The sequence below is a fragment of the Chitinispirillales bacterium ANBcel5 genome, from assembly GCA_029688955.1.
GTDB lineage: Bacteria > Fibrobacterota > Chitinivibrionia > Chitinivibrionales > Chitinispirillaceae > Cellulosispirillum > Cellulosispirillum alkaliphilum.
On record JARUKZ010000004.1, the window covers coordinates 132,963 to 154,082 of the forward strand.

The window sequence follows — 21,120 nt, forward strand, 5'->3', positions numbered from 1 at the left end:
AAACAATCATCTTTCCCATTTCCTTTTCCTGCTCAACGCTCAAAGATCTCCCCAGGTAGAAAAACCATGGGGCTAAAATAGAAAACCCCTTTGGGGTAGTATATCGACGTTTCCCGGCATTGGTACAGGCAGGTATCCAAGAGTATAAAACCAGCTTTTTTAACGCACTTAGACCTAAAATCGAATCATCTTTCTGGTCTTAACGTAGCCATCAGTTACGAACCTGTATAGATATTGTCCGGGAGCAACGGGTCTGCCCCTGTTATCTCTTCCGTTCCATTGAACTCTGTGCACACCAGGTTTGTACACTTTTTGTGCATTGAGAATTGATGCTACCCTGCGGCCCCGCAGATCAAATATATCCAGTGTAACCCTCGATTCTACCGGAAGCGCAAATACAATATTGGTTATGTGTCTAAATGGATTGGGAAAATTATTTCCAAGGTGAAAGTTTACAGGAATTACTGCTCTCGGCATCGCTTGTGCATACCCTACGGTGTCCCTAATACTTCTGAAATCAACTGCAACCAGCTTATACTCATAAAGCACATTATTAACTAATCCTGTATCAATATAGCTATACTCCCGTGTTCCATGAGATACCCCCGATTCGGCACCCGGAATGAGTGAATCGTTTATCTGCAGCCATAATGAATCAGTATAAGTAATTTGGTTCTTTTTGGATAGAATTTTGACGCTGTCAGCCTCGTTTTGAGCTTCAGTTGTCAGGCTATCAATAAATTCCGGGCATATTCTTCTGTATATATGAAATCCCAGGTTTTCAAACTCACTTTCTGTTTTCCACAGCAGAGTATCACTTGCATCTCCCGGAACAGCGGTAAATTCTGATAGCGTGACTGCAAGTGTTATATCAGAGGATAGGTAAATACCTACTGTATCACAAAAAACCGTGTCAATCTGTATTACCAGCTCATTTTCCTGTTTGTTGTGGAACAAATTATAATGATAACCTTCAATCAGAGTCAGGGTGTCTCCGGGATTTGCTCCCTGGTAAATCATAAGGTACTGAGGTTTATGAGATGCATAATACTCTGTTATTCTAAATGCAGGGTAAAAACGACAGGTATCCCCCCTTGCGGGAAGATAGAAATGTACAGTGTTGTTTGAGGCTTTCAAAATGTAGGCGCCTTCCCGCTCATTGAAACCGTTTTGGTTAAGATCTCCTGAAGAAGCGGTGACAAGTGAACCGTCGTACATCAAAAGGGGGGCGCCACCTGTTCCTATATGTTGCACAGCGTTTGAAACGGAATCGATGTAAGCCTGATCCATTCCCTTTTTGCTGAAATCAACATAAAAGGACAGTTGCAGCGGAGCATTATCCAATGCGAACGCACTATTGCTGGTTTCCCACTCAACGTATTCTATAATGGTGCCGTCATCAGTATTTATCTTGGGACAGGTTGTTTGCAGCCATGGATTTTCATCATACCCATGACTATTCGAAAAGCCAAGAAAGGCCAGAGCCTGATCATGTATGGAGCTTCCTCCAAACCACCCACCGCGCATTTTATCCGGATCTGCAAAAAGCGTTACCACCGAATCGGACTTTGTTCCAAACTGGTGCAGCATAGAGAGCGGATCGTTTGACATCATCGATATACTGTCAGTTCTGAAAACCTGGCCTTTGGGATACACGGTAAAGTAGGTGGTCAGGTCAAGGAATGCAGAGTACTGGAGGCGTCGTGGACCTACTTTCAAAATGACCCGTACAGCGCTGCTTTCTACCACTGCAAAGGCCGGTTCCTCCTGGACTGCTACCATGCTGTTAAGCCACTGTCTGCGAATATAGTATTGAATATTTCCCAATGGTGTGTAAACGTCAGTAAGATTATTAGTGCCGGAGGTATCCGGTGAACTCCCTGTAACATTTGATGACTTGAAACGCCAGAGCTCTCCGTTATGATCATAAGGAGCATTCTGATAGTCCATTTTCCAATTTAAATAGAATTGATTGGGCTCGGTATCAGAAAAGATGGCGGATTCAGAATTTCTCATCCACACATGATATATGCCTTCGGCTGAATATACACCCCAATTCATCTTTCTGGTTTCTTTTACTGCTACGGAACCTGAACCATCAGTGCTGTGAATGAACAATCTATTTTTATCACGTGACAGTATTCTGTTTAGTCCTACAAAGAGTGTATTATTGTTCAGGTAAGCATAATAGTCATCTCCCTCCACAAGTGCTTCACCATCAAGCACCACTGCTCCTGGCAGTGGAAGATCTTCTGCCCAGTAGTTACCAATCTTTAAAACAGGAAATCTTCTACTAAGCGTACTACCATCAAACACTACATGAACAGTATTATTGTCGTCAGCTCTGAGCTGATAAACCCCTTCTGCTGATCTGTATCCCCGCTGATAGATGGCTTTAACCGAACTTCCTGATACTCCCTCGTTATAAAAACGGACATCATCTATATCACCCGAAAAGCCATCACCAATAAGCACGTTGGATGAGTTGACACTTACTGTATAGTTTTCTCCTGAGAAGATTCGGTCTTTTCTGCCATCCACAAACATTGTTACCGTTTCTCTTCCACGATCAACAGCGATTGCAACATGATGCCATTTCCCGGTACCAAGATCGCGTGTGCCCGTAAGAAATGTAGAATTTAGTTTTATTGCAAGCCGTCCATTGTCACCAGAGACTCGGTAACCGGTATCTTCAGTGTATTTACTGAAAATGGCAGTAGTGGGGGAGAGCTGCGCCGATGGTCTGATCCAGGCCATCACGGTAAAACTTCCTGTGCCACTCATTTTTGAAATGTTACCCGTGTTCACATTATCTGATAAGGAAAAATTCAATCCTCCATCCCATTTTCCATCAACCCAAGTGGCTCCGGATATAGTACCTGTGCGATTATTACCAGAGTAATCATAAGTCTGATTCCCACTACCCTCATCAAATGTCCAGTGCCCCTCGATATGATTCTCCCACGCCTTTTCCATAGCACGGTTGCCTGCAAGAAAACTTAAAGTATCATGATTTCTATAATCAGATACATAGGGAGTAACATCATCTCCACTGGTCCAATCCTTTTTGGAAAAAAAGATCATTTTTTCCCAAACTTGTTTCTGCCCTGCTTCCAATACCGGATTGGCTAATTCATATCCTGCGCTCACATTTCCCGATGAAAAGTGAGAAGTGGCGCTGTTTGCCGCACCGGAATCAGCATTCCACAAATCCTTAGTACTCATCAGGAGATTAAATTGATTCTCTTCGGTAGTAGTTATCAAAACAAAAGGGGAAAGGGATGGGTCAGGGTTACCGAAGTGTATCGTATTTCCCGAAGCTTTTCGTGCGATACCATGCCTGTACACAGAAGAGCTTACAGGTGAACTGGTGTTATTGTGCAATGTTGTTTTGATGTAAATGGTTCCGGAACCATAGACTGTATAATCGATTGTGTAGTTAAGGTCATTTATTGTACCATATTGGCGCACACGTGCAAAAAACGGTGTTGTTTGAAGCAGCTCCCATTCTCCTGAAGATCCCGACTCCGTTCCGTTGATATCTACAAAGTATAAGGGCGAACCATTAAGAGTTTGGTTTTCGGTAGTTCCACTGTATTGTGCCTGGGAGCTGTCTGTAAGTAGAGATATACCACCGCCCAGAGTATTATCAAATATAAGTGTCCAGTTGTCGGTGTATACAGTACATTGCTGGGTATTTGTATTAACGGTTATCGGAAGTAGCCATTCATCACTTTGAACCGTGATTGTAACTGTACCGCCTGAAGCATTGATTGAGTAACGGTAACCAGATGGTGCATCTCCAATGTTTATCTCATGATCAGTGAGAGAACCGCTATAAGTTAATATCGTATACACTCCTGCTCTGAAACCGGATGATTCTGAGATATGTAACACCCCATTCAATGTAAGATCCCCGGAAACAGCAACGGTGTCTGAATTGGTTCCAAGTTTTATATCGAGAATAGAATTTTGAGAAAGGGATAAGTTACCGGTTGAAAGTTTACCTGCTCCTCCATACCCCGGCTTGATGCTACCCCCATCATCAACTGTTACACTTCCTCCCAGGGTACCATTACCCGAGAGCTGTGCCCCGGATTCAACGGTCAGGTTTGAAGAGGAGAGCGAACCATTGACACTGAGTGTACCTGAGGAAACTGTGGTTAAGCCGGTATGAGTATTATTATCGGTTAAAAACAACGTTCCGTTTCCGGTTTTAAGTATCGAGCCAGTACCAGAGACAACGCTGTTGTAAATAAGATCGCTATCTTTTTGAATTATCAGGATACCGGAGTTGAGAATGTCTCCGTATACAGCTCCACCACTTCCGTGATCTCCAATGCGCAAAGTGCTCTCATTAGCAATGCGGGTACCTCCATTGTGAGTGAGCTCTCCGCTAACAACTACGTCAGCTCCTCCCTGAACAGAAACCATTCCGCTTCCGGACACATGGCCGTTAAATGTAAATGAATCCGAACGGTTGAAAATAAGTACCGAATTATTCACAACATTTCCAGGCAGGGTACCCGAAGTTGAGCCGTTTCCGATTTGAAGAAACCCCTGAGATATAGTGGTCCCTCCGCTCCATGTGTTGGTTCCGCTTAAAATCAATGTATCGAGACCAAGCTTATTTAGCCCATTTGATCCCCTGATTTGCGAGGTGATGTGTGCCTTTGCAGATGTATAGATAGAGGGTTTCATACCGGTCATATTTATAGTCCCGCCATCAAGAGTGTAACCCTGGGCAGAAAAAATGATTGTGCTTACACTCTGCTCATCGCTTACACTTACTGTATAAGGTCCCGGGGCACTACCGGAAGAAGCGTCAACCCAGGAAGAGGAATCCCAGGTACAGTATATATTGTACTGACCACTGTAGAAATACCCCACGTTACCAGACAGGTGAGGGGTGTCGGTATCTGTGTACACTCCGACACTGTCGCCATTAAAGTAAAAGGTGAATGTGTTACCATTTAGCTTCACCTTTACCGGATAAGTGCTGTTCAAGCCTGTAAAGTCAAGCCCGTCGGCGATGGTAATAAACTCACTGGTCATAGTGGTAGAGTTCTTCTTAAACCGTATCGCGTTATTTGCATGATACCCATCCTGAGTTTGGATAAAGAGGTTAAAAGCGTAATAGCTGGTTGCGGTTTCATTGCTGCGAAAAATCGCGCCACCATGATGAGAATTGGTGCTGGTAGAAGGGGGATATTTAAACACTACGGTGAATTCTCCATCATCGGCGCAGGGGTAATCATTTAATAGAAATCCTGACGCACTCTGATTTCCGGGAGACATAACCCCGCCATTTTCGTTCCAGGTAGTACGTGATCCAACCATTGTCCAGCCATCCAGCGATCCACTACTATGCCCATCTGAATACCCACCACCTTCTTCGCCGGCAGAGAATAGTGCGGTGTTTCCTGCCCCGGGCCATGGACCGAGATTAGTACCATCGCCATCCTCTCTGGCCCAAAACTCATCGATACCCCAGGTTCCATTTCCACTCTGAAAACCTGGATCTGAGCTTACATCCCACACCATATTTCCATACTCTGAAGTGAATTTCCAGTTGGCTGATGAACTCATGCCTTCAAAATATTCCGATGATAGTGTTTTAAATGCGGTGGAATCTATCTCCACATAATACTCGCCCCCTGGTTCAAATGGCTGAGAAGGTAAAATGGTGACTGTTTGGGATGCATTTCGCTTTAATGAAATCCGGTCAATATAAAAAATACCTTCGGCCGTAGTCATATTCTTAAACCCGTATTCTTTAACATCGCTTTTATCGATATCGGTGTCATTGAGATTTAAAGCAATTCTGGTCCATGTATTTTGAGGCAAGCTGATTACCTCAGTTTCAACCCAGATATAGTCACCGGTCATTACGTATAGTACGCCACTCATTTCGGGAGTAGAGGTGTAAACCCAACCTGTGATTGAATCGTAAGGAGTCCAGGTTACACTTCCTGGTCTTCGCCCTGACCACTCTTCTTGCGGCAGAGTGACTCGTATAGATCCATCATTCTGAAAAGATCGATCAGTATTCCAGACCGAAACAACATTCTCTGTAAACCCTTCATTATCTGTTTCAAAATCATGGATAACACTGTCCGCTGCGACACGGGAATCCATAACATCAAATTGTTCAAAAATTGAGTTGTCTTCAAAGCGACGCACTGTTACTGTTCCAAAGTCGGTTGTTACTTCCTGGTCGAAGGTAATAGCGAGTGGTGTATTCAACTCAACATCTTCTGATTGATGCGGTGGTGATAAATCGATAACCTGTGGACCGGAGGATGCACTCACAGTCAGTATCACACTGCTGCCTTCATGACTGACACTTCCACTGTAACCTGCAGGCATGGTTCCAACTGTTACTCCGGAACCGGAATAATTTCCGGTGTGCGTTAACAGTGTATAGGTACCAACTCCAAATCCTTCAACTGCGCTTACGTGAAGCGTTCCGTTTAGAACAAGGTTTCCGTCTACCTTTATGCTGTCGCTGTTTGTTCCCAGCTCAAAGTGCAACTCAGAATAGCTGTTTAAGGTGAGTGCGCCGGTACTGAGAGTTCCTGGGCCCAGATTGCCTGGTGTAACACGTCCTCCATCCTGAACCGAAACATCTCCCTGAACCGTTCCGCTTCCCCCCAACGCAGCACCGCTCTCTACTGTTACATTACTTTCGCTGGCTGTTGACCCGTTGACAAGAAGTGTTCCTCCGGAGATCGTAGTAGGACCGGTATAGGTGTTTGCTTCATCAAGAGACATGATCCCACTGCCGGTTTTTATGAGACCGCTTGTGACTGTTTTAAATGGATTTGAGGTTTCGCGGTTATCGCTTAGCGGTGTTGTCACTGTCAGATCAATTGTGGTGGTGTTGTTTTCAACATCAAAGGTAGTAGCGCCACCATTACTGTTGGTACCTATGAAAATGTAGTTGTAATTTCCAATTCCGGTAGAAATGGAAGATGTACTGTTCCCACTTACCGTTACAGTACCTTTGAGAGAAAATGCTCCCCATGTATTGTCTAAACCGCCTTTGGAAAGAAGAGTACCACCATTGAGGGAGAGGTTGTTTAATGTAGTATAGTTTTGGTTGCTGGCAAGCACTCCACCATCATTTACAACCGCTTTGGTTGCAGGAAATGAACTGTGCGCTCCCAGTACATGGTTTTCATCCAGTCTTACCGTCCCACCGTCGTTTATTATAAGTTCTGCTGCAATGGTACCGTTGTTATAAAGACTTCCTGAAAGCGCGATTACCCCGCCATTTACAGTAGTATTTCCGGTAAAAGAATTTGCACCACCTATCGCCTGAATCCCTCCACCCTCTTTTACAAGAGATATGTTTCCGGTAATAGTACCAGGGTAGTCAAAACTGTTTGTATCAGCTACATTGAGGGTTAATATGGATTGTTCAGAGCTGCTGTTGGTTAAAGTGGTGGTACTTGATTTATACCGAAACAATCCTGCAAGAGTCTGGTTGTACCCTTTCATGTCAAAATCCAGAACACCGGGGTCATCTAAATAACCCATATGTATTACAGCCGTAGGTGAGATACCATCATCTGCACCCAGCTCTATAATATGTTCACCCAGATGTAACTGAAAATAGGAGCCCCCGCCAGCAAAAATGAGATTGCCACTTCTTTGAGTTATTTCAACTTCGGGTTCTGCCACAATCGGCCCTGAGAACAGAAGTGCACCCGTTGTGTTTCCACCATGAATATGTCCTCCATTCAAGGTGGTAGACTCTATTGTAACAGTTCCGCTTATTTCTGCTGGTTCCCCTTCACCTGAAGGACCATGCAAAGTTCCCATGCCAATGCCGGGTTCAGAGTGCTTTAGCCTGATATCATTTGCTATAGTAACATTGTCATTGATTAACAGGCGCGCCCCTGTACCGTCTAAGATGGCCTCGGCACTTCCTAAACTCATGTTGTCTGCTATTGCTACATTACCTTCATAAACCCTCAGCCCACCGGTAAATGTGTTTGGTGCGCTTAAAACAAGTGTTCCTTCTCCATACTTTAGCAATTTACCATTTCCACCAATATTTCCGGAAATTGTGATGGAATCATCCGACCTTACTACATTTAAAGTGGCGCTATCATTAAGTGTAAAAGCACCGGTGTACAAAGATGGATGCGATTCCCATAATGGGGATGCTATTATGCCGCCATTAATAGTAATATCATTTAAAACAGTTCGGTTTCCGAAGGTAGAGATCATTCCTGAACTGTTCACCGTAACAGGGGCACTACCTGCAGCATTATCCGCTTCAAAAATAATTTCACCACCATTTACTTCTAATCCGGCAAGATCAGTGGCTTCGGACAGTAATGCAATGAGTGAAGAACCTATTTTTGTTAAAACATGATTATTACCGATTATGCCTAAACCTGGAACATCACGTCCAATATCAAATCTTCCCTCATTACTACCTACTGATGCGTTGCTGCCAAGTTCTATTTGACCCAATGCCCATTTCTGCTCTCCACCACTGTTGTAAATAGCACCGATACTGTCATTAACCTGACCATTTATTACGATAGGATTTGAGTATCCCTGAAGGCTGGTAGCGTTAATATCAATAGCCCCACCACTTAAAACGGTGATTACATTTTCACTGCTTCCAAACGCACTTTCAGTTGAAGCTCTTACCGATACTGTTGGCCCAATGCTTACAGGACCGGTAAAACTGTTCTCTTCATTGAGTGATAAACTACTGTGCGCTCCCGCTGAAGTGATCTTTAAGCCATCAGTGCCGGTGATTGCAGTTGCTATGGCGGCACTGTTACCATCGTTTACAAATATTCCACCTTCACCCAGATTTAAAGCGATGCCACCGGAGATGGTGTACTCACTGTTTAAAAAAGCAACACTATCTGCACCCTGCGTGCCATCTATTGTCACGGTATAGGTACCGTTATCACCCGAAAAGACTGCATTGTACCCATCTCCTGGCCAGGCAACGCGGCTCTCTCCGCCATCCCTGGTCCAAAAGTCATCTGTTCCCCAGGTGCCACTACCAGCCTGAATTCCCTCCTGTGCATCTGCATCCCACCAATAAGTATTTGAAGGACTTTCCCACGCTCCGGCATCAGGACCGTTAAGCCGTAAAAAGCCACCTATATCCGTTAATGGAGCAGTGCTGCTTGTGCCTATGTTTACTGCCGGGGAGCTTCGGGTAATTTGCCAATGGCCTGGAAGAGTACGGACGCTCTCTTTGTAATCGGGATCTCCCTGGATTGAGCCTGTTCCATACTCCGCGACCGACTCATCAGAGAGAGAGTAGCTAGCTTTGGCTCTGTAATTGTTATTGGGGAAAATAGAACCGTTATTGGAATAGATATTATTGATGAAGGAAAAGTTGTCGATAAGTTCTGTATTGCTGTTGTTATGGACGTTAATGTTTCCATCAAATGTGCAGTTAATAACTTTGAATGTTGCATTGGTTAAGCCCCATCTGTCGAAAGTAAAAACTACATCATTATCATGAAAAATACAGTTTACAAACTCAGCAACTGTGGGCTTATCACCATGAAATTTATAAACTCCGTCAGGTGAGGAAAAATCTCTGAACACACAGTTTTTAAATGAATGAATTCTGTTTTCAGCATTACCACTGGAAAATGACACTGATCCGGTGAAAATGAGATTTTCAAAGTAGATATCGTTGTTGATGAAAAAGTCAAAATAGTCTCGTTCATTATTTTGCAGAATCGGAAACTTATCAGGATCTGTTTCTCTGGATTTAAAGGTGATAGGGCCGGGAAGAGTCCTTGTAATGTTAGAATACATTTGGTGGGTCTGTTGCACCTCATCAGTGAAAACCACCGTATCGGGTGTAATGGTGCCCAGTGCGATCGCGCTGAGACAGGAATCAAGGTGTATGTAATCGCCTTCCCCTGAAGTATTTATAGTAACAACACTCTGAGCATTGGAATGAAATAATACCAGAAGTATTATCTGTAACGTAAATAATAACAGGCGCTTATTGCTCATCAAAGATGGCCTTTTGCATTTATAGCTTTCCCGAAACTGAATTCACCGTGCACTGGTTCAATCATAATTCACAGTATCTCCCTATAAAGGGGGTTTGTATATATTGTATACGGTATAGTGGCAAAAAACAAGCTTTTTACCTATTGAAGCGTTAATTGGGGAGGGGTGAATTTGGCGTGTGATCCATAAAGGCGGTATCATAATTACTAATTAAAGATAAAAGGAAAGATTTTTATGGGGCTAAAGGCGATAGACTGGGTCACCCCCGGGCGTCAATGGTGAAAGCGTGAAAGGATCCGTTTGGGGGGACCCTTGGGCTATAATCGCGGGAGGAGAGGGAGAATGGAGTTTGGCCTTGATCACACTCTTAACCGCTGAAGACGCGTTTCTCTTTCTCTTTTCCTTTCCCTGCTCAACGTTCATAGCTAGATAATCCCTGAAGGGGCGACCTCTATGGTCGAAGTTCCAAACATCCTCTCAACCCCCCTAAAAAAACGCTGTAAAAGGCTAAATTGTGAGAAACACGCCTCAAACAGTGAGAAACATCCCTTTTGCAGTGAGAAACATCACTTTTGCAGTGAGAAACATCACTCAATCACTGAGAAACATACCCCAAACAGTGAGAAACACCTATCATGCACTGAGAAACAAGCCCCAAACAGTGAGAAACACCCATGATTCAGTGAGAAACATACCTTATTTAACCCGATTTTGACTGTGTTTCTCACTGAAAGTGGTAGGTTTCTCACTGTACATACCATGTTTCTCAGAGATACAGGCATGTTTCTCACTGTACGGGTCGTGTTTCTCATCGCACAGGGGGTGTTTCTCACTGTTACTGTGGTGTTTCTCACAAAATGACCCATGTTTCTCAAATTTTGGACTGTCCAGCTCCAGGCTCCCTGATAAAGATTTTCCCACTCTTAACGGGGGCGCACAGCGCCCTTTTACCATAATCAAAAACTCCACAGTGGGGTTTCGGGAGTTCGGGTGAGAATTCCCCTGAGCTATAATCAGGGAGATCACTGGTTGAAATGGTAAAAATGAGCTGGAAAACGATTACCTGAGCAAATGATAACTCTTGGGGATGGGATGACTCTGACTCCTATTCTATTGCGGCCAGGAAACGCAACGGCGATAAACAAATCTTGCTTAAAACATTATTGCCTGAAACGCATGACAAAGACAAAATTGCCGAGTTAATATTTAAATCTGATGAAGAAATGAATTCACTTGTATATGGCAAAAATGTCAAAAAAGTAATCAAAATACTACTTACTATCAAAGAGAGTTATTTTGTGCCGGAGCACACAAAATGTGCTTTTATTAATGATGAATTAGCTGCAGATTCACCACCTCCTTTCATCACAATAGATGGCTATGATTTATGGGTTGAGTTTCCATTTTCTGAAGCTTATATGGCAGCGCTGCGAGGTGTATCTGTAGCTGAGAGCATTGAAAAAAGTTCGGGGAAAAGTTCGGGGAAAAGTTCGGGGAAAAGTTCGGGGATTATCCTTGAATCGCTCAGGAGAAATCCATATATGACCATCCCCGAGCTGGCCGAAAAATTACATATATCAACTCGTGCAATTGAAAAAAATCTGCAAAAATTGCAAAAGAGTGAAAAGCTTAAGCGTATCGGTCCCAGTAAAGGCGGACATTGGGAGGTATTGGAATGAAACAATCGGACAGACACAGGCTCGATGAACGCAACCATGTGGAGAAGCCGCTTCTCAGGCAGCTTCACGGTCTAGGCTCTGTAATCAAATCAAAACGGCAGTGGGTTTATGAAAAGACCAGACATGCGCAAATGTACGCCTTAGCTCATCCACCCGGCAAAGAGTTGGTCAATGGCCAATCAGCTCTCTATCCTGGTCGCCAATATCAAATAGAAGTAGTTCAAAACAGCTCTGAGGAGGTCCGTTTTGAGCAACGGTTCCTGGTACCTGAGAGACTTTCAGCAGAGCGCAAGAAGGTTCTTCAAAAGTGGAAAAGGTAAAAAAGTGGTTACTGGAAAATGGACAGATTCTTGAGGAAGAGATTTGAAAAGGGGCCTGCTTTCGCACGCCACTTCGGCAAGATCGGTATAAGCCTGTGCTACAGCTGGAAGAAATGGACCTCTTTTTAAGAGGAAGAAAAGACGCATATGTATAGTCAATCAGGAGCATTGGGAACCCGCCTCCCAAGCACATCATATAACAGCGTGTAGCCGGTTCTTTATTTTTCAGACATCTGCCATAGCATTTACCATCCTAAAATTTATCGGAGCAGGATACCTTATTTTATTGGCCTGGCAAGCATTCAGAGCTCCTGCTGCAACAATTGAATGTGAACAAAATGTAACTACCAGTTGTTGGAAGTTGTATCTTCGTGGTATCATTATGAACATTTCAAATCCCAAAGTATCGATCTTCTTTTTGGCATTCCTTCCACAATTTACAGATCCTCTGAGAGGATCAATCACCATTCAGTTATTACTACTGGGATCACTATTTATTATTTCAACAATTTTGGTTTTTGGAAGTGTTGCTGTACTTGGTGGGTCACTTGGTCATTTACTGCTTCGATCGGGTCGTAAACTGCACATTCTTAACAAAATAGCCGGTTCTGTTTTTTTGGGTCTGGCTTTAAAACTTGCAGTAACCACAAGATAAAGGAACGTCGATTAGCACGCTATAGATGCCACCCTGCGCAGTAGCTACTGCATAGGAGGCAAATTCGCCGTTTTTAGCCACATATAATCATAATTCTCTATATTTTTTTACATCCAATACTATAGTACAAGAGTGGTTTTTCAGGAAAACTACCGATACAAATTTCTAAGTACTATTAATGAGTAAGAAACTCTTCCAGACGCCCGGCTTCCAGGCGAAATAGCACATTCAAAACAGAAATGCCGGAAAATGTAACCTGTGGCTGCCGATAAGGCGAGGTATATCAATTCGAAAACCACAGAAGTTTTGGCCGAATCACAAGTAATAGAGAGTATAATCGAGCAGGGGAAACTCAGTCGATCATTTAAAGCAAATCGTGCTCATATTAGGCATGTTAAAAAGATCATTTTCGAGAAAGACAATTATGATTACCAGAGGTGTCCAAGATGGGGGGGCTCAATGATATTGCGCAAAGCTAAGAAGGGCCAAAACAAAGGTAAGAAGTTTTTTTGGGGGGGGTACGGGATTTGCTCAATGCAGAGGTGCGGTAAAATTACATGACCATGAACAATAGAAGGATAAGATATTTAAGAGGTGCGCAGAAATAAAAGCACTGGGCCTGTGCATCCTACAACTCAAGTGTCTTTTTCTGCATTCAAGACGTAGAAAAGACCTGTTGAACAAAGAACTGATATAAGTACCAACCTTATTATTCTGGACAAATTATTGACTCCTAAAAATGGTTTTTTATTGTGTGTTCAAACTCCCGGTAACAGCCGATTTTGACTATTCTCTATTCCAGATTTGCTGCCCTGGTTAGTAAAAAAGATATATAAGGTGAAATGTCCGGTAAATGCGCACTTTTTCTATCAAAACATTTACTATATAAGGACAATTACCTATTTTAATTCTTTAGTGCCGGAGCAAAGAGAAATTCAATCTCCAAAACTTTGAGGTTAGATATTCAGTGACCACAGGCTCCGTTTTCGACTTGATTCTTTATGGAATCAACGCAGACAGTTGCCAGAGGTGGGCACTTGGGGCATTTTATAAAGCAATCCTTATACGTTACAGGCAATTATAAAGAAGGAAAAGATATGAGAACACCATTTGAATGTGAAGTGAATTATTTTCCTTTTTCACACCTGAACCAAATCTATGCTGGATTTGATAAGCTCGAAAAAGCTGGTATAGTCAAACTATCTGTTAAATCTGTTTCTGGTAAACAAACTGTACCATTGCTTAAAGTAGTAGTAAACAACAAGTATAACGTAATGTATGATACCTTAGATGGGTTGAATTGGATAGAAGGGTCGGTTGAAGACAATCTGAATTATTTTAAAAACAATATTACAGCTGATTTTTATTTCAAAAGGAGTTTTAATCAACAATTAATTGACTACGCTCCGGAGAATTGCTCTGTTTTTCCATTAGGATTTAATTATTTCATGAAAGCCGATGGCAAATTCTCCGGCAATTTGCAACAAAAAATTAAAGATCAACTAAGAAACAATTTTTTAATTTCAAAATATTTTAATAAAAACTTTTGCAGTGGTGATTTTGAGTGTTATCCTATTCCATCAAGAAAAAGCAAGATTTTATTCATGGCCCGTTTATGGAACCCCGATGAAGTTTCACTTGATCATTTAAAAGATGAAAGAGAGCAAATAAATAAAAATAGGATTGAAAATATACGAGCATGCCGCAAAGAATTTGGTGATAGTTTTATAGGTGGCCTTCGACATGATGAATTTTCTATACGACATGCAAAAGATTTGTTATTGCCCTTCTCTCTAACAAGAAAGGAACGCTTTCTTAAAACTATAAAGGAGTGTAATATTTGTATTGCGACTACTGGATTACATAATTCAATTGGTTGGAAATTTGGGGAATACGTTGCAGCTTCAAGGGCAATAGTGTCAGAGCCTCTAAAATGTCAAATTCCAGGTGATTTTAGTGAAGGAGAAAATTATCTGGAATTTAAAAATAATTCTGAGTTGATAAACAATATTCGAGTACTACAAAAAGATAAAGAAAAATTGTTTGCTATGATGAATAGTAACTTCAGGTATTATAATCACTATCTCCAACCTGATATAATGATACTAAATACTCTTTTGAAAGTATACCAAAATGAGTAACTGTATACAACCTGTGTTTTTTTCTGCATTTAAGGTGCAAAAAAACCGTTGAAGGGAGAGCTCACAACAGCAACCCCTTTATTATTTGGGATAAAAAGCATTTGACTCTTGATTCCGGTAATCTGAATATCCTAACTATGATACAGGTGTAAAGCTATATGATATCAACCTCTAACGCAATCAGCACACCCGATCTCATGACTGTTTCACTTAGGTGTATATCCAGGAAAGTACTACCATAAACATAATGTCACTACATAGCAAACAAACAAACTTTTGGTTAATTACCTGCTTTGTGTTCTTGTGGAACTCAGGCTTTATTGGTGCTGAGTATGGTTTGCCGTATGCAAGAACATTTACCCTGTTGTTCTATCGCTATCTGGCCTTAACAGTGCTCATTTTTCTGTACTTGAATCTAAGAAAACGATTTATTTGGGTGGGATGGGGCTATGCCCGGAATCAAATGTTAATTGGTGTTCTTGCGCATGGGGTGTGGCTTTCATGTGTACTTATTGCCGTAGAGTATGGTGTGCCTTCAGGCATTGTAGCTCTTGTGGTTGCACTGCAGCCTCTGGCAACCGGAGCCTTGTCAGGGGTGGTAGTTGGCGAGCGAACGTCCTGGAATCAATGGCTGGGTTTGATTGTTGGATTCTTGGGAGTGGCTTTTACTGTGGTAGCACGAATAAATTTTCACGACTCCGCGGAGGTATTTGCCTGGTTTATTCCACTGGGTTCAGTTATCGCCATAACAGCTGCCAGTCTTTTTCAACGAAAACTAAGCCTGAAAAAAGAGTATAGTACTGTTTCGAAAGGGGTATCGCTTTTCTATCAAAGCCTGGCAACAACAGTAGCCGTGATTGTGCCTGCCATAGTAGTCGAGCGGTTATCAGTTGAATGGAGTCCGGTATTTGTTTCGGCATTACTATGGCTTGTTGTAGCGGTTTCACTGGGTGCTTATATTGTAATGTGGGTATTGATTGACCGTATTGATGCCACCAAAGTCGCTTCACTGTTTTATCTTGGTCCGCCGGTTACCATGCTAATGACATGGATAGCCTTTGGTGATACAGTACAGATAACCGATCTAATGGGATTAGCGATTGTGTTTGTGGGTGTTTTGGTGACATATCTGCGATATCCTGTGATATCAAAGCCAAAGACCGTGCGCTACAGGAGATAAAAAGTGCAAAAGTATAAAAGCAAAGAGTTAAGATTTATTACTGCAGTACTGATCATTGGATATCTTATCGGTACCATGACCCACGTTATACACTTTTTAGAAGTTGTAAGATTGGGTTTTGAAAATTCAGCCCAAGCAAATGGTGTATCACTACTTGTTAATGGATACTGGCTCTCTTTAACTATTATTAATCCGTTTATTGCATTCCTACTATTCAAAAAGACTAAAACAGGCGTGCTTTTAGCGTTTATTAATATTGTAATCAATGTTATGGTTAATTCAAGTATTCAAATCGCATCTTTGTCTGTTATTACTCTCTACACGGTGTATGAGGCATTAGGAAATATCTATAATGGTTTGCAAATAGCTTTACTGGTATTTTCTACTTTTACCTTACCCCTCTTTTTTTTAAAGCCTAACCACACTTCATCACGAAGCTCTAATTATCTTCTATTTTTCAATTTTATTCCAGTGATTGCACTTACAATAGGTCTTCTAATTCATCTGGCCGGATTACTTACTTTGATACGGAATTTTGAATCACTTTGGTTTCTTTGGGTACATGTTTTAATGGCTATAGTTACTACCGGATTAATGTATGCATTATGGAAACGAATAAGATTAGGTTATATTCTTGGAATTATTGCTTTTAGCTTTTTGGGACTTCTTCAGGCTGGATTTGCCGGTGCGATTTTTATTGGATTTGATTATTCTTTTACTTTAGCAATGGCTATTACCATTTCAATTTGCTGTTTATCTGTTTCTTCACTACTAATGAGGAGGGAGAAGAATAGTGAGATAGTGTCCTGATATATGCTTACTATCTCTCTTGTCTAAAATAGGATAAATAACGGTAGAAGTTAAATACTTGAACAATGCACACTGAAGGAACTCTTGTCCCTACGGGGAGGTTCGGTTTATATTTTTGGAGCTGAGAGGAAACTATTTAAGAGAATGATTTAAACACAGAGGGCACAAAGAGCGCATTTGTATCCCAAGTTTTAATATTCAGTTTTTCGGTAGCTGGTTTTGAACGAAAACAAACCCGATCAGACAAACAATTGCTCAATGGTGTTCGCTTCACACACGTCTTCCATTGCGTTCAAGCGGGCACCTGGGCAAATAGGAGGAATAGGTCGATTATCGATTGTACTCATCCTCTCCTTTTTAACTTATATTAATTCTGGATATTACTATTTCACCGGACCCGGTTAATAAAAAAGGCATTATAGAAGAATTTGTGGGTAAAAAGGTAGTTAGATGTTTATAAGTGAAAAAGATAATGTATTGACCGGGAGGGTGAACGGCAGTGAGCCCTTAGAAAAACTATGGAAAAAGGGATCCGCCCCAATCACTGGCGAATGAGTGCTTTCGCCGGTCCTTCCCCAAGGGCCAATTGTCTGAGTCCTCGAGTTTTGGCCCCTCCCCGGCGAAAGTGCGAATGGGAGAGCCAGTGTGGGGCTCCAGGCGTTCTTTGCCTACTTTCTTTGGCCTTGGAAAGAAAGTAGGTCGCCGAAGGCCCTCCGAGCCGATGCCCTGAGAGGCGAGTTCTTGATTGTGACAGTGAGAAAACACTATTGCTTTTGATGATAAAACTTTCAAACACACGCTATATCAAAGTTTTGGGATGCATCTACTTCCATAACCAACCCACAAATTTTCCAGAAGAGCCATAAAAATGAAAGTAAAAATAATAGGAATTGATATACCATCGCCTGATAAATTTCCATTTGAGGAACACATTAAACTTCTCGATAATAATATTCTAATACTTGAAAACCTTACTAATCTTGAACCTTTGCTGAAGGTTAGTAAATTCGACCTTTTTGCTTTCCCCTTAAAGATTCATGCCGAAGCATCCTTAGTACGGGCTGTTGCTAAGATTAGTTGCAATCAAGATTAAGTGTGCTTTGGGTGATAACAAACCAGCGCGATCGAGCATTATTTATTTTACCAGTAGGACCATTCAATAACAAGCGGTGAAAACAATGGATATAAATATTATTAAATGTTCAAAGAAAGATAGTGAATACCTCGAAAACAAACTTGTATCCTATAATTCAAGTAAAGTCGCTTTTACTCAAGACACTCCTTTTATACACATGAACTATAAAATTGATTCCGATGGTAAAATTATTGCTGGAATCAAAGCTGTCCTTTATGCCTGGAATTGTCTGTTTATTGACCTGCTATTTGTAGAAGAAAAATACAGGTATCAGGGCTATGGAAAGAAACTACTGAATTATATTGAAATAGAGGCAAAAAAACATCAATGCCATCTCATCCACTTAGATACTTTTGATTTTCAGGCAAAAGACTTTTATTTGAAGAATGGTTTTGAAGTATTTGGTATACTTCCAGACTGTCCCAAAGGGCATACGAGATATTATATGAAAAAAACACTAGTGAGATAGTGGATGATGGCGCAAAGTTCTCATCATAAGAGTATAGATATAAGTGCAAGGTTCGTGTTATTGTACAGTTATTGCAGTAATGAATGGTAACTTTAAGTAAGGGGAACAGGTTGAAACAGAAAAACAAAATACTTTTCACGCTTGTAGCTTTTATGGTGGCTGGAGCTGTTATTGTAGCAGTAACGGTATTTTCATTTATTCGAAGGGCTGAAACAGATCTCGGGAAGATGAATTCTATGGTAATCGAGGATGTGGATCTTTCCACCATTGAGAATGGTACTTATTTCGGGGAGTTTGAAGCGTTCCCGATTACTGCCAGGGTTGAGGTTACCGTAAATGACGGAGCAATAAGTGCCATAACAATACTCCAACACAGAAGCGGCCGTGGTGGTCCTGCCGAAAAGATCACCGATCGGGTAATCGAGGCGCAATCACTTGAGGTTGATACGATAACCGGAGCTACCCTTAGCAGCAAAGTACTACAGTTTGCCATAATGGCTGCTCTGCAATCGGGCAGAGGACAGGAGTGATAATGATCAGAAAAGCAAATTAAAATACCGCAACATGGGAAACATGATGAATTCACAACAAGTCTGTGTACCACAAATTAACCGTAGATGCGAATGAACGAAAAAAAGTACGCAAACAGGATAACCCTTATCAGACATGGAAAACCTAGGGCTCATGAGAAGTATTCTCCTTTTCGTGTTGTTTCAGGTAATGATATGGAAGAATTCATAAGCTCATGGAACACGTCCTCCTGGGGCATCCCTTCTTCAATAAGTTACTGCTCTATCTTGGAGATCTCTGAAGCATCGATATCTTGAATAAGCTCCTTAAAAAGGCGTTTTACACTCCTTATATCTGCCCCGGCGTGAAGGTCACGGAATACCTCCTTTAAGATCTCGTGGCGAGCCTGTGAATCGGTGATGCCCTCAAAGGTGGTGAAACGGGTAACACTCTCTCCTGTTTCCTTCTCTATTTTTAGGGCGATTTTTTCGATAAGTTCATATTTAAGATAATCGATTGCTATAGTTAAAATTTCTTGTAAGACCAAAGCAAATTGTATTCTAATAGATCTACTTACTATAAGAACAATTAATCAAGCTTACAAAATGTTAGTAAGTGCATGGTATTTGGTACGGTTTATTACAAGTATTAGCTTTTAGGCTTAATGAGCAAAATTATTTTGAGGGAATATCTAGGCAAAACAAAAACATATAAGATTAAGATATTTTTTTATTTGAGACATTTCTCAATAGAAAATAAAAACCATTTTTGATCTTTTTTGATTGGTTATAGAACGTACTGATTAAGTGTTCTTTGTTTTTGGCAGGTGTTTCAGAAATTGAAACACTATTTTTACTGTTTACATTTATAGCAGTTAGTATAAAACATATATTATGGTTTGCTTGGGCCAAAAGCAATGAATCTTATGTCTACCTATTAAACCTGATATCTATACTGACAAGGAGCTTTTAAATGAACAAAAAAATTATATCTGTAATATTGGTTATGGGAGGAATATTTCTGAACAGTTGTTCAACAGATAATATTATATCACCAACCGATCAAAATATCAAACAAGAGGGTAGCCTTCCCCACTGGGCTCGTACTGTCACTTTTAGAAGTGGTCATGAAGTTCCAGGCGTTGGGCGTACACGATTTCTTATTGAAGGCGAGGAGTACTTTCTAAAAGGTAAAGAGATAAATTCAAATGGAGTTGTTTCTCAGGAAGGTAATTATACCAATACATGGAACGAAGCCGGACAACTTCGAACTGCAGTACTTAGATTTAAGATAACGAGCAACACTGTTTATAATGAGCATGATGAACCCTCTTTTGGAAGGCCGGGGCAGATTCGCATTGATATTTTGCAAAACGACTTATATTATGCTGATGCAATTGATATTTGGAGAGATCCATCCAGTGCCTTTTATGATCCTGTAAAAATTTCTGATCTGAAGTTTTCTACTGTTATTTCTACACCAGAAACAGATATGTTTTACGAGATGACTCCCCAGCTTAAGTATGTTGAAGTGAATAAAAACTATAGTGCTAAACCTTTAATTAGTGCGGTAGCTTCAGGAATCGAGCCTGTTTTTGGGACTGTAAATTCTATATTTAATATATTCACAAACACTATATCTATTACAGAAAAAGAAAGAGAGAATGGTACTATAAAACTATATGATTCTTATAATAAAACATATAGTAAAGTCAAAAGAAATAATTATATTATTAGGCAAATAGGGTACGATGTTGTAGGGCCATTACGTAGACCCCAAGGGAAAAATATAGATGTAGATTATGCTGGATTCACTTATAAAGTAACCTCCCCTACTGATGGTTATGTAAGATCCGGAAGAAGAAATGTTCGACATGACATTCATTTTACTATCGAGTACAGTAACAGCCAGGTTAAAGACCGTTTGTTGTTCCACCATTCATATGAAACAGGTGGGAATACAATCATGTTCGGAGATGTAAATAATGACGGAGTAATTGATTCAAACGATTTGGTTATACTAAAACGTTATCTCCTGGAGATTCCAGTAGCTATTAATTTAGCAGCTGCTGATCTTAATGGAGACGGAATAGTTGATTCAACCGATTATGTCATTTTAAAAAGGTATATACTTGAACAAATACCTTCTCTTCCTCTTTAAGCTTTTGTACTTATTATTGCATTATCCTGATATTTGTTTGCTAAACA

General features: G+C 41.1%; 13 protein-coding genes. 11 read left to right on the plus strand and 2 right to left on the minus strand.

From position 1 onward, the window contains the following. Window positions 1–174: 174 nt before the first annotated feature. Window positions 175–10,014 (minus strand): autotransporter-associated beta strand repeat-containing protein, encoded by a 9,840-nt coding sequence (locus QA601_03560; protein ID MDG5814141.1) that lies wholly within the window; start codon window positions 10,012–10,014, stop codon window positions 175–177. A 717-nt stretch (window positions 10,015–10,731) separates the two neighbouring features. Between QA601_03560 and QA601_03565 the strand changes: the two genes are divergently transcribed. The 10 genes from QA601_03565 (at window position 10,732) to QA601_03610 (ending at window position 18,933) form a co-directional block, all read left to right on the plus strand. Next, window positions 10,732–10,875, plus strand: coding sequence for a hypothetical protein (locus QA601_03565; GenBank protein MDG5814142.1), 144 nt, complete (start codon window positions 10,732–10,734; stop codon window positions 10,873–10,875). A gap of 287 nt (window positions 10,876–11,162) precedes the next feature. Beyond that, on the plus strand, window positions 11,163–11,693 hold the full coding sequence (locus QA601_03570; GenBank protein ID MDG5814143.1) for a winged helix-turn-helix transcriptional regulator: 531 nt from the start codon (window positions 11,163–11,165) through the stop codon (window positions 11,691–11,693). Beyond that, complete coding sequence (locus QA601_03575) at window positions 11,690–12,013, plus strand: DUF45 domain-containing protein (protein MDG5814144.1); 324 nt, start codon at window positions 11,690–11,692, stop codon at window positions 12,011–12,013. Before QA601_03570 ends, QA601_03575 begins: the two co-directional genes overlap by 4 nt. A gap of 220 nt (window positions 12,014–12,233) precedes the next feature. Beyond that, complete coding sequence (locus tag QA601_03580; protein ID MDG5814145.1) at window positions 12,234–12,668, plus strand: LysE family translocator; 435 nt, start codon at window positions 12,234–12,236, stop codon at window positions 12,666–12,668. A 1,001-nt stretch (window positions 12,669–13,669) separates the two neighbouring features. Continuing rightward, on the plus strand, window positions 13,670–14,809 hold the full coding sequence (locus QA601_03585; GenBank protein MDG5814146.1) for a hypothetical protein: 1,140 nt from the start codon (window positions 13,670–13,672) through the stop codon (window positions 14,807–14,809). A gap of 247 nt (window positions 14,810–15,056) precedes the next feature. Beyond that, entirely contained in the window at window positions 15,057–15,989 is a 933-nt protein-coding gene (locus QA601_03590) for a DMT family transporter (protein ID MDG5814147.1), read from the plus strand. Between the two features lie 3 nt (window positions 15,990–15,992). Next, entirely contained in the window at window positions 15,993–16,799 is an 807-nt protein-coding gene (locus QA601_03595) for a hypothetical protein (GenBank protein MDG5814148.1), read from the plus strand. Between the two features lie 868 nt (window positions 16,800–17,667). Next, complete coding sequence (locus QA601_03600) at window positions 17,668–17,892, plus strand: hypothetical protein (protein MDG5814149.1); 225 nt, start codon at window positions 17,668–17,670, stop codon at window positions 17,890–17,892. An 85-nt stretch (window positions 17,893–17,977) separates the two neighbouring features. Continuing rightward, window positions 17,978–18,403, plus strand: a complete 426-nt coding sequence (locus tag QA601_03605) for a GNAT family N-acetyltransferase (GenBank protein MDG5814150.1) — start codon at window positions 17,978–17,980, stop codon at window positions 18,401–18,403. A 110-nt stretch (window positions 18,404–18,513) separates the two neighbouring features. After that, the gene (locus QA601_03610; GenBank protein ID MDG5814151.1) at window positions 18,514–18,933 is read left to right on the plus strand and encodes an FMN-binding protein; all 420 of its coding nucleotides are present in this window, start codon (window positions 18,514–18,516) and stop codon (window positions 18,931–18,933) included. 254 nt (window positions 18,934–19,187) lie between these two features. Here QA601_03610 and QA601_03615 read toward each other — a convergent pair whose 3' ends face one another. Beyond that, entirely contained in the window at window positions 19,188–19,460 is a 273-nt protein-coding gene (locus QA601_03615; protein ID MDG5814152.1) for a DUF438 domain-containing protein, read from the minus strand. A 425-nt stretch (window positions 19,461–19,885) separates the two neighbouring features. Here QA601_03615 and QA601_03620 point away from each other — a divergent pair, with 425 nt between their 5' ends. Then, window positions 19,886–21,073, plus strand: a complete 1,188-nt coding sequence (locus tag QA601_03620; GenBank protein MDG5814153.1) for a dockerin type I repeat-containing protein — start codon at window positions 19,886–19,888, stop codon at window positions 21,071–21,073. Window positions 21,074–21,120: the final 47 nt, after the last annotated feature.

What these genes read in the sequence shown, in the direction of transcription:
- QA601_03560 (MDG5814141.1), bottom strand. Translation starts at nt 10,014, where the DNA reads ATGAGCAATAAGCGCCTGTTATTATTTACGTTACAGATAATACTTCTG.
- QA601_03575 (MDG5814144.1), top strand. Translation starts at nt 11,690, where the DNA reads ATGAAACAATCGGACAGACACAGGCTCGATGAACGCAACCATGTGGAG.
- QA601_03585 (MDG5814146.1), top strand. Translation starts at nt 13,670, where the DNA reads ATGGAATCAACGCAGACAGTTGCCAGAGGTGGGCACTTGGGGCATTTT.
- QA601_03590 (MDG5814147.1), top strand. Translation starts at nt 15,057, where the DNA reads ATGTCACTACATAGCAAACAAACAAACTTTTGGTTAATTACCTGCTTT.
- QA601_03600 (MDG5814149.1), top strand. Translation starts at nt 17,668, where the DNA reads ATGAAAGTAAAAATAATAGGAATTGATATACCATCGCCTGATAAATTT.
- QA601_03605 (MDG5814150.1), top strand. Translation starts at nt 17,978, where the DNA reads ATGGATATAAATATTATTAAATGTTCAAAGAAAGATAGTGAATACCTC.
- QA601_03620 (MDG5814153.1), top strand. Translation starts at nt 19,886, where the DNA reads ATGAACAAAAAAATTATATCTGTAATATTGGTTATGGGAGGAATATTT.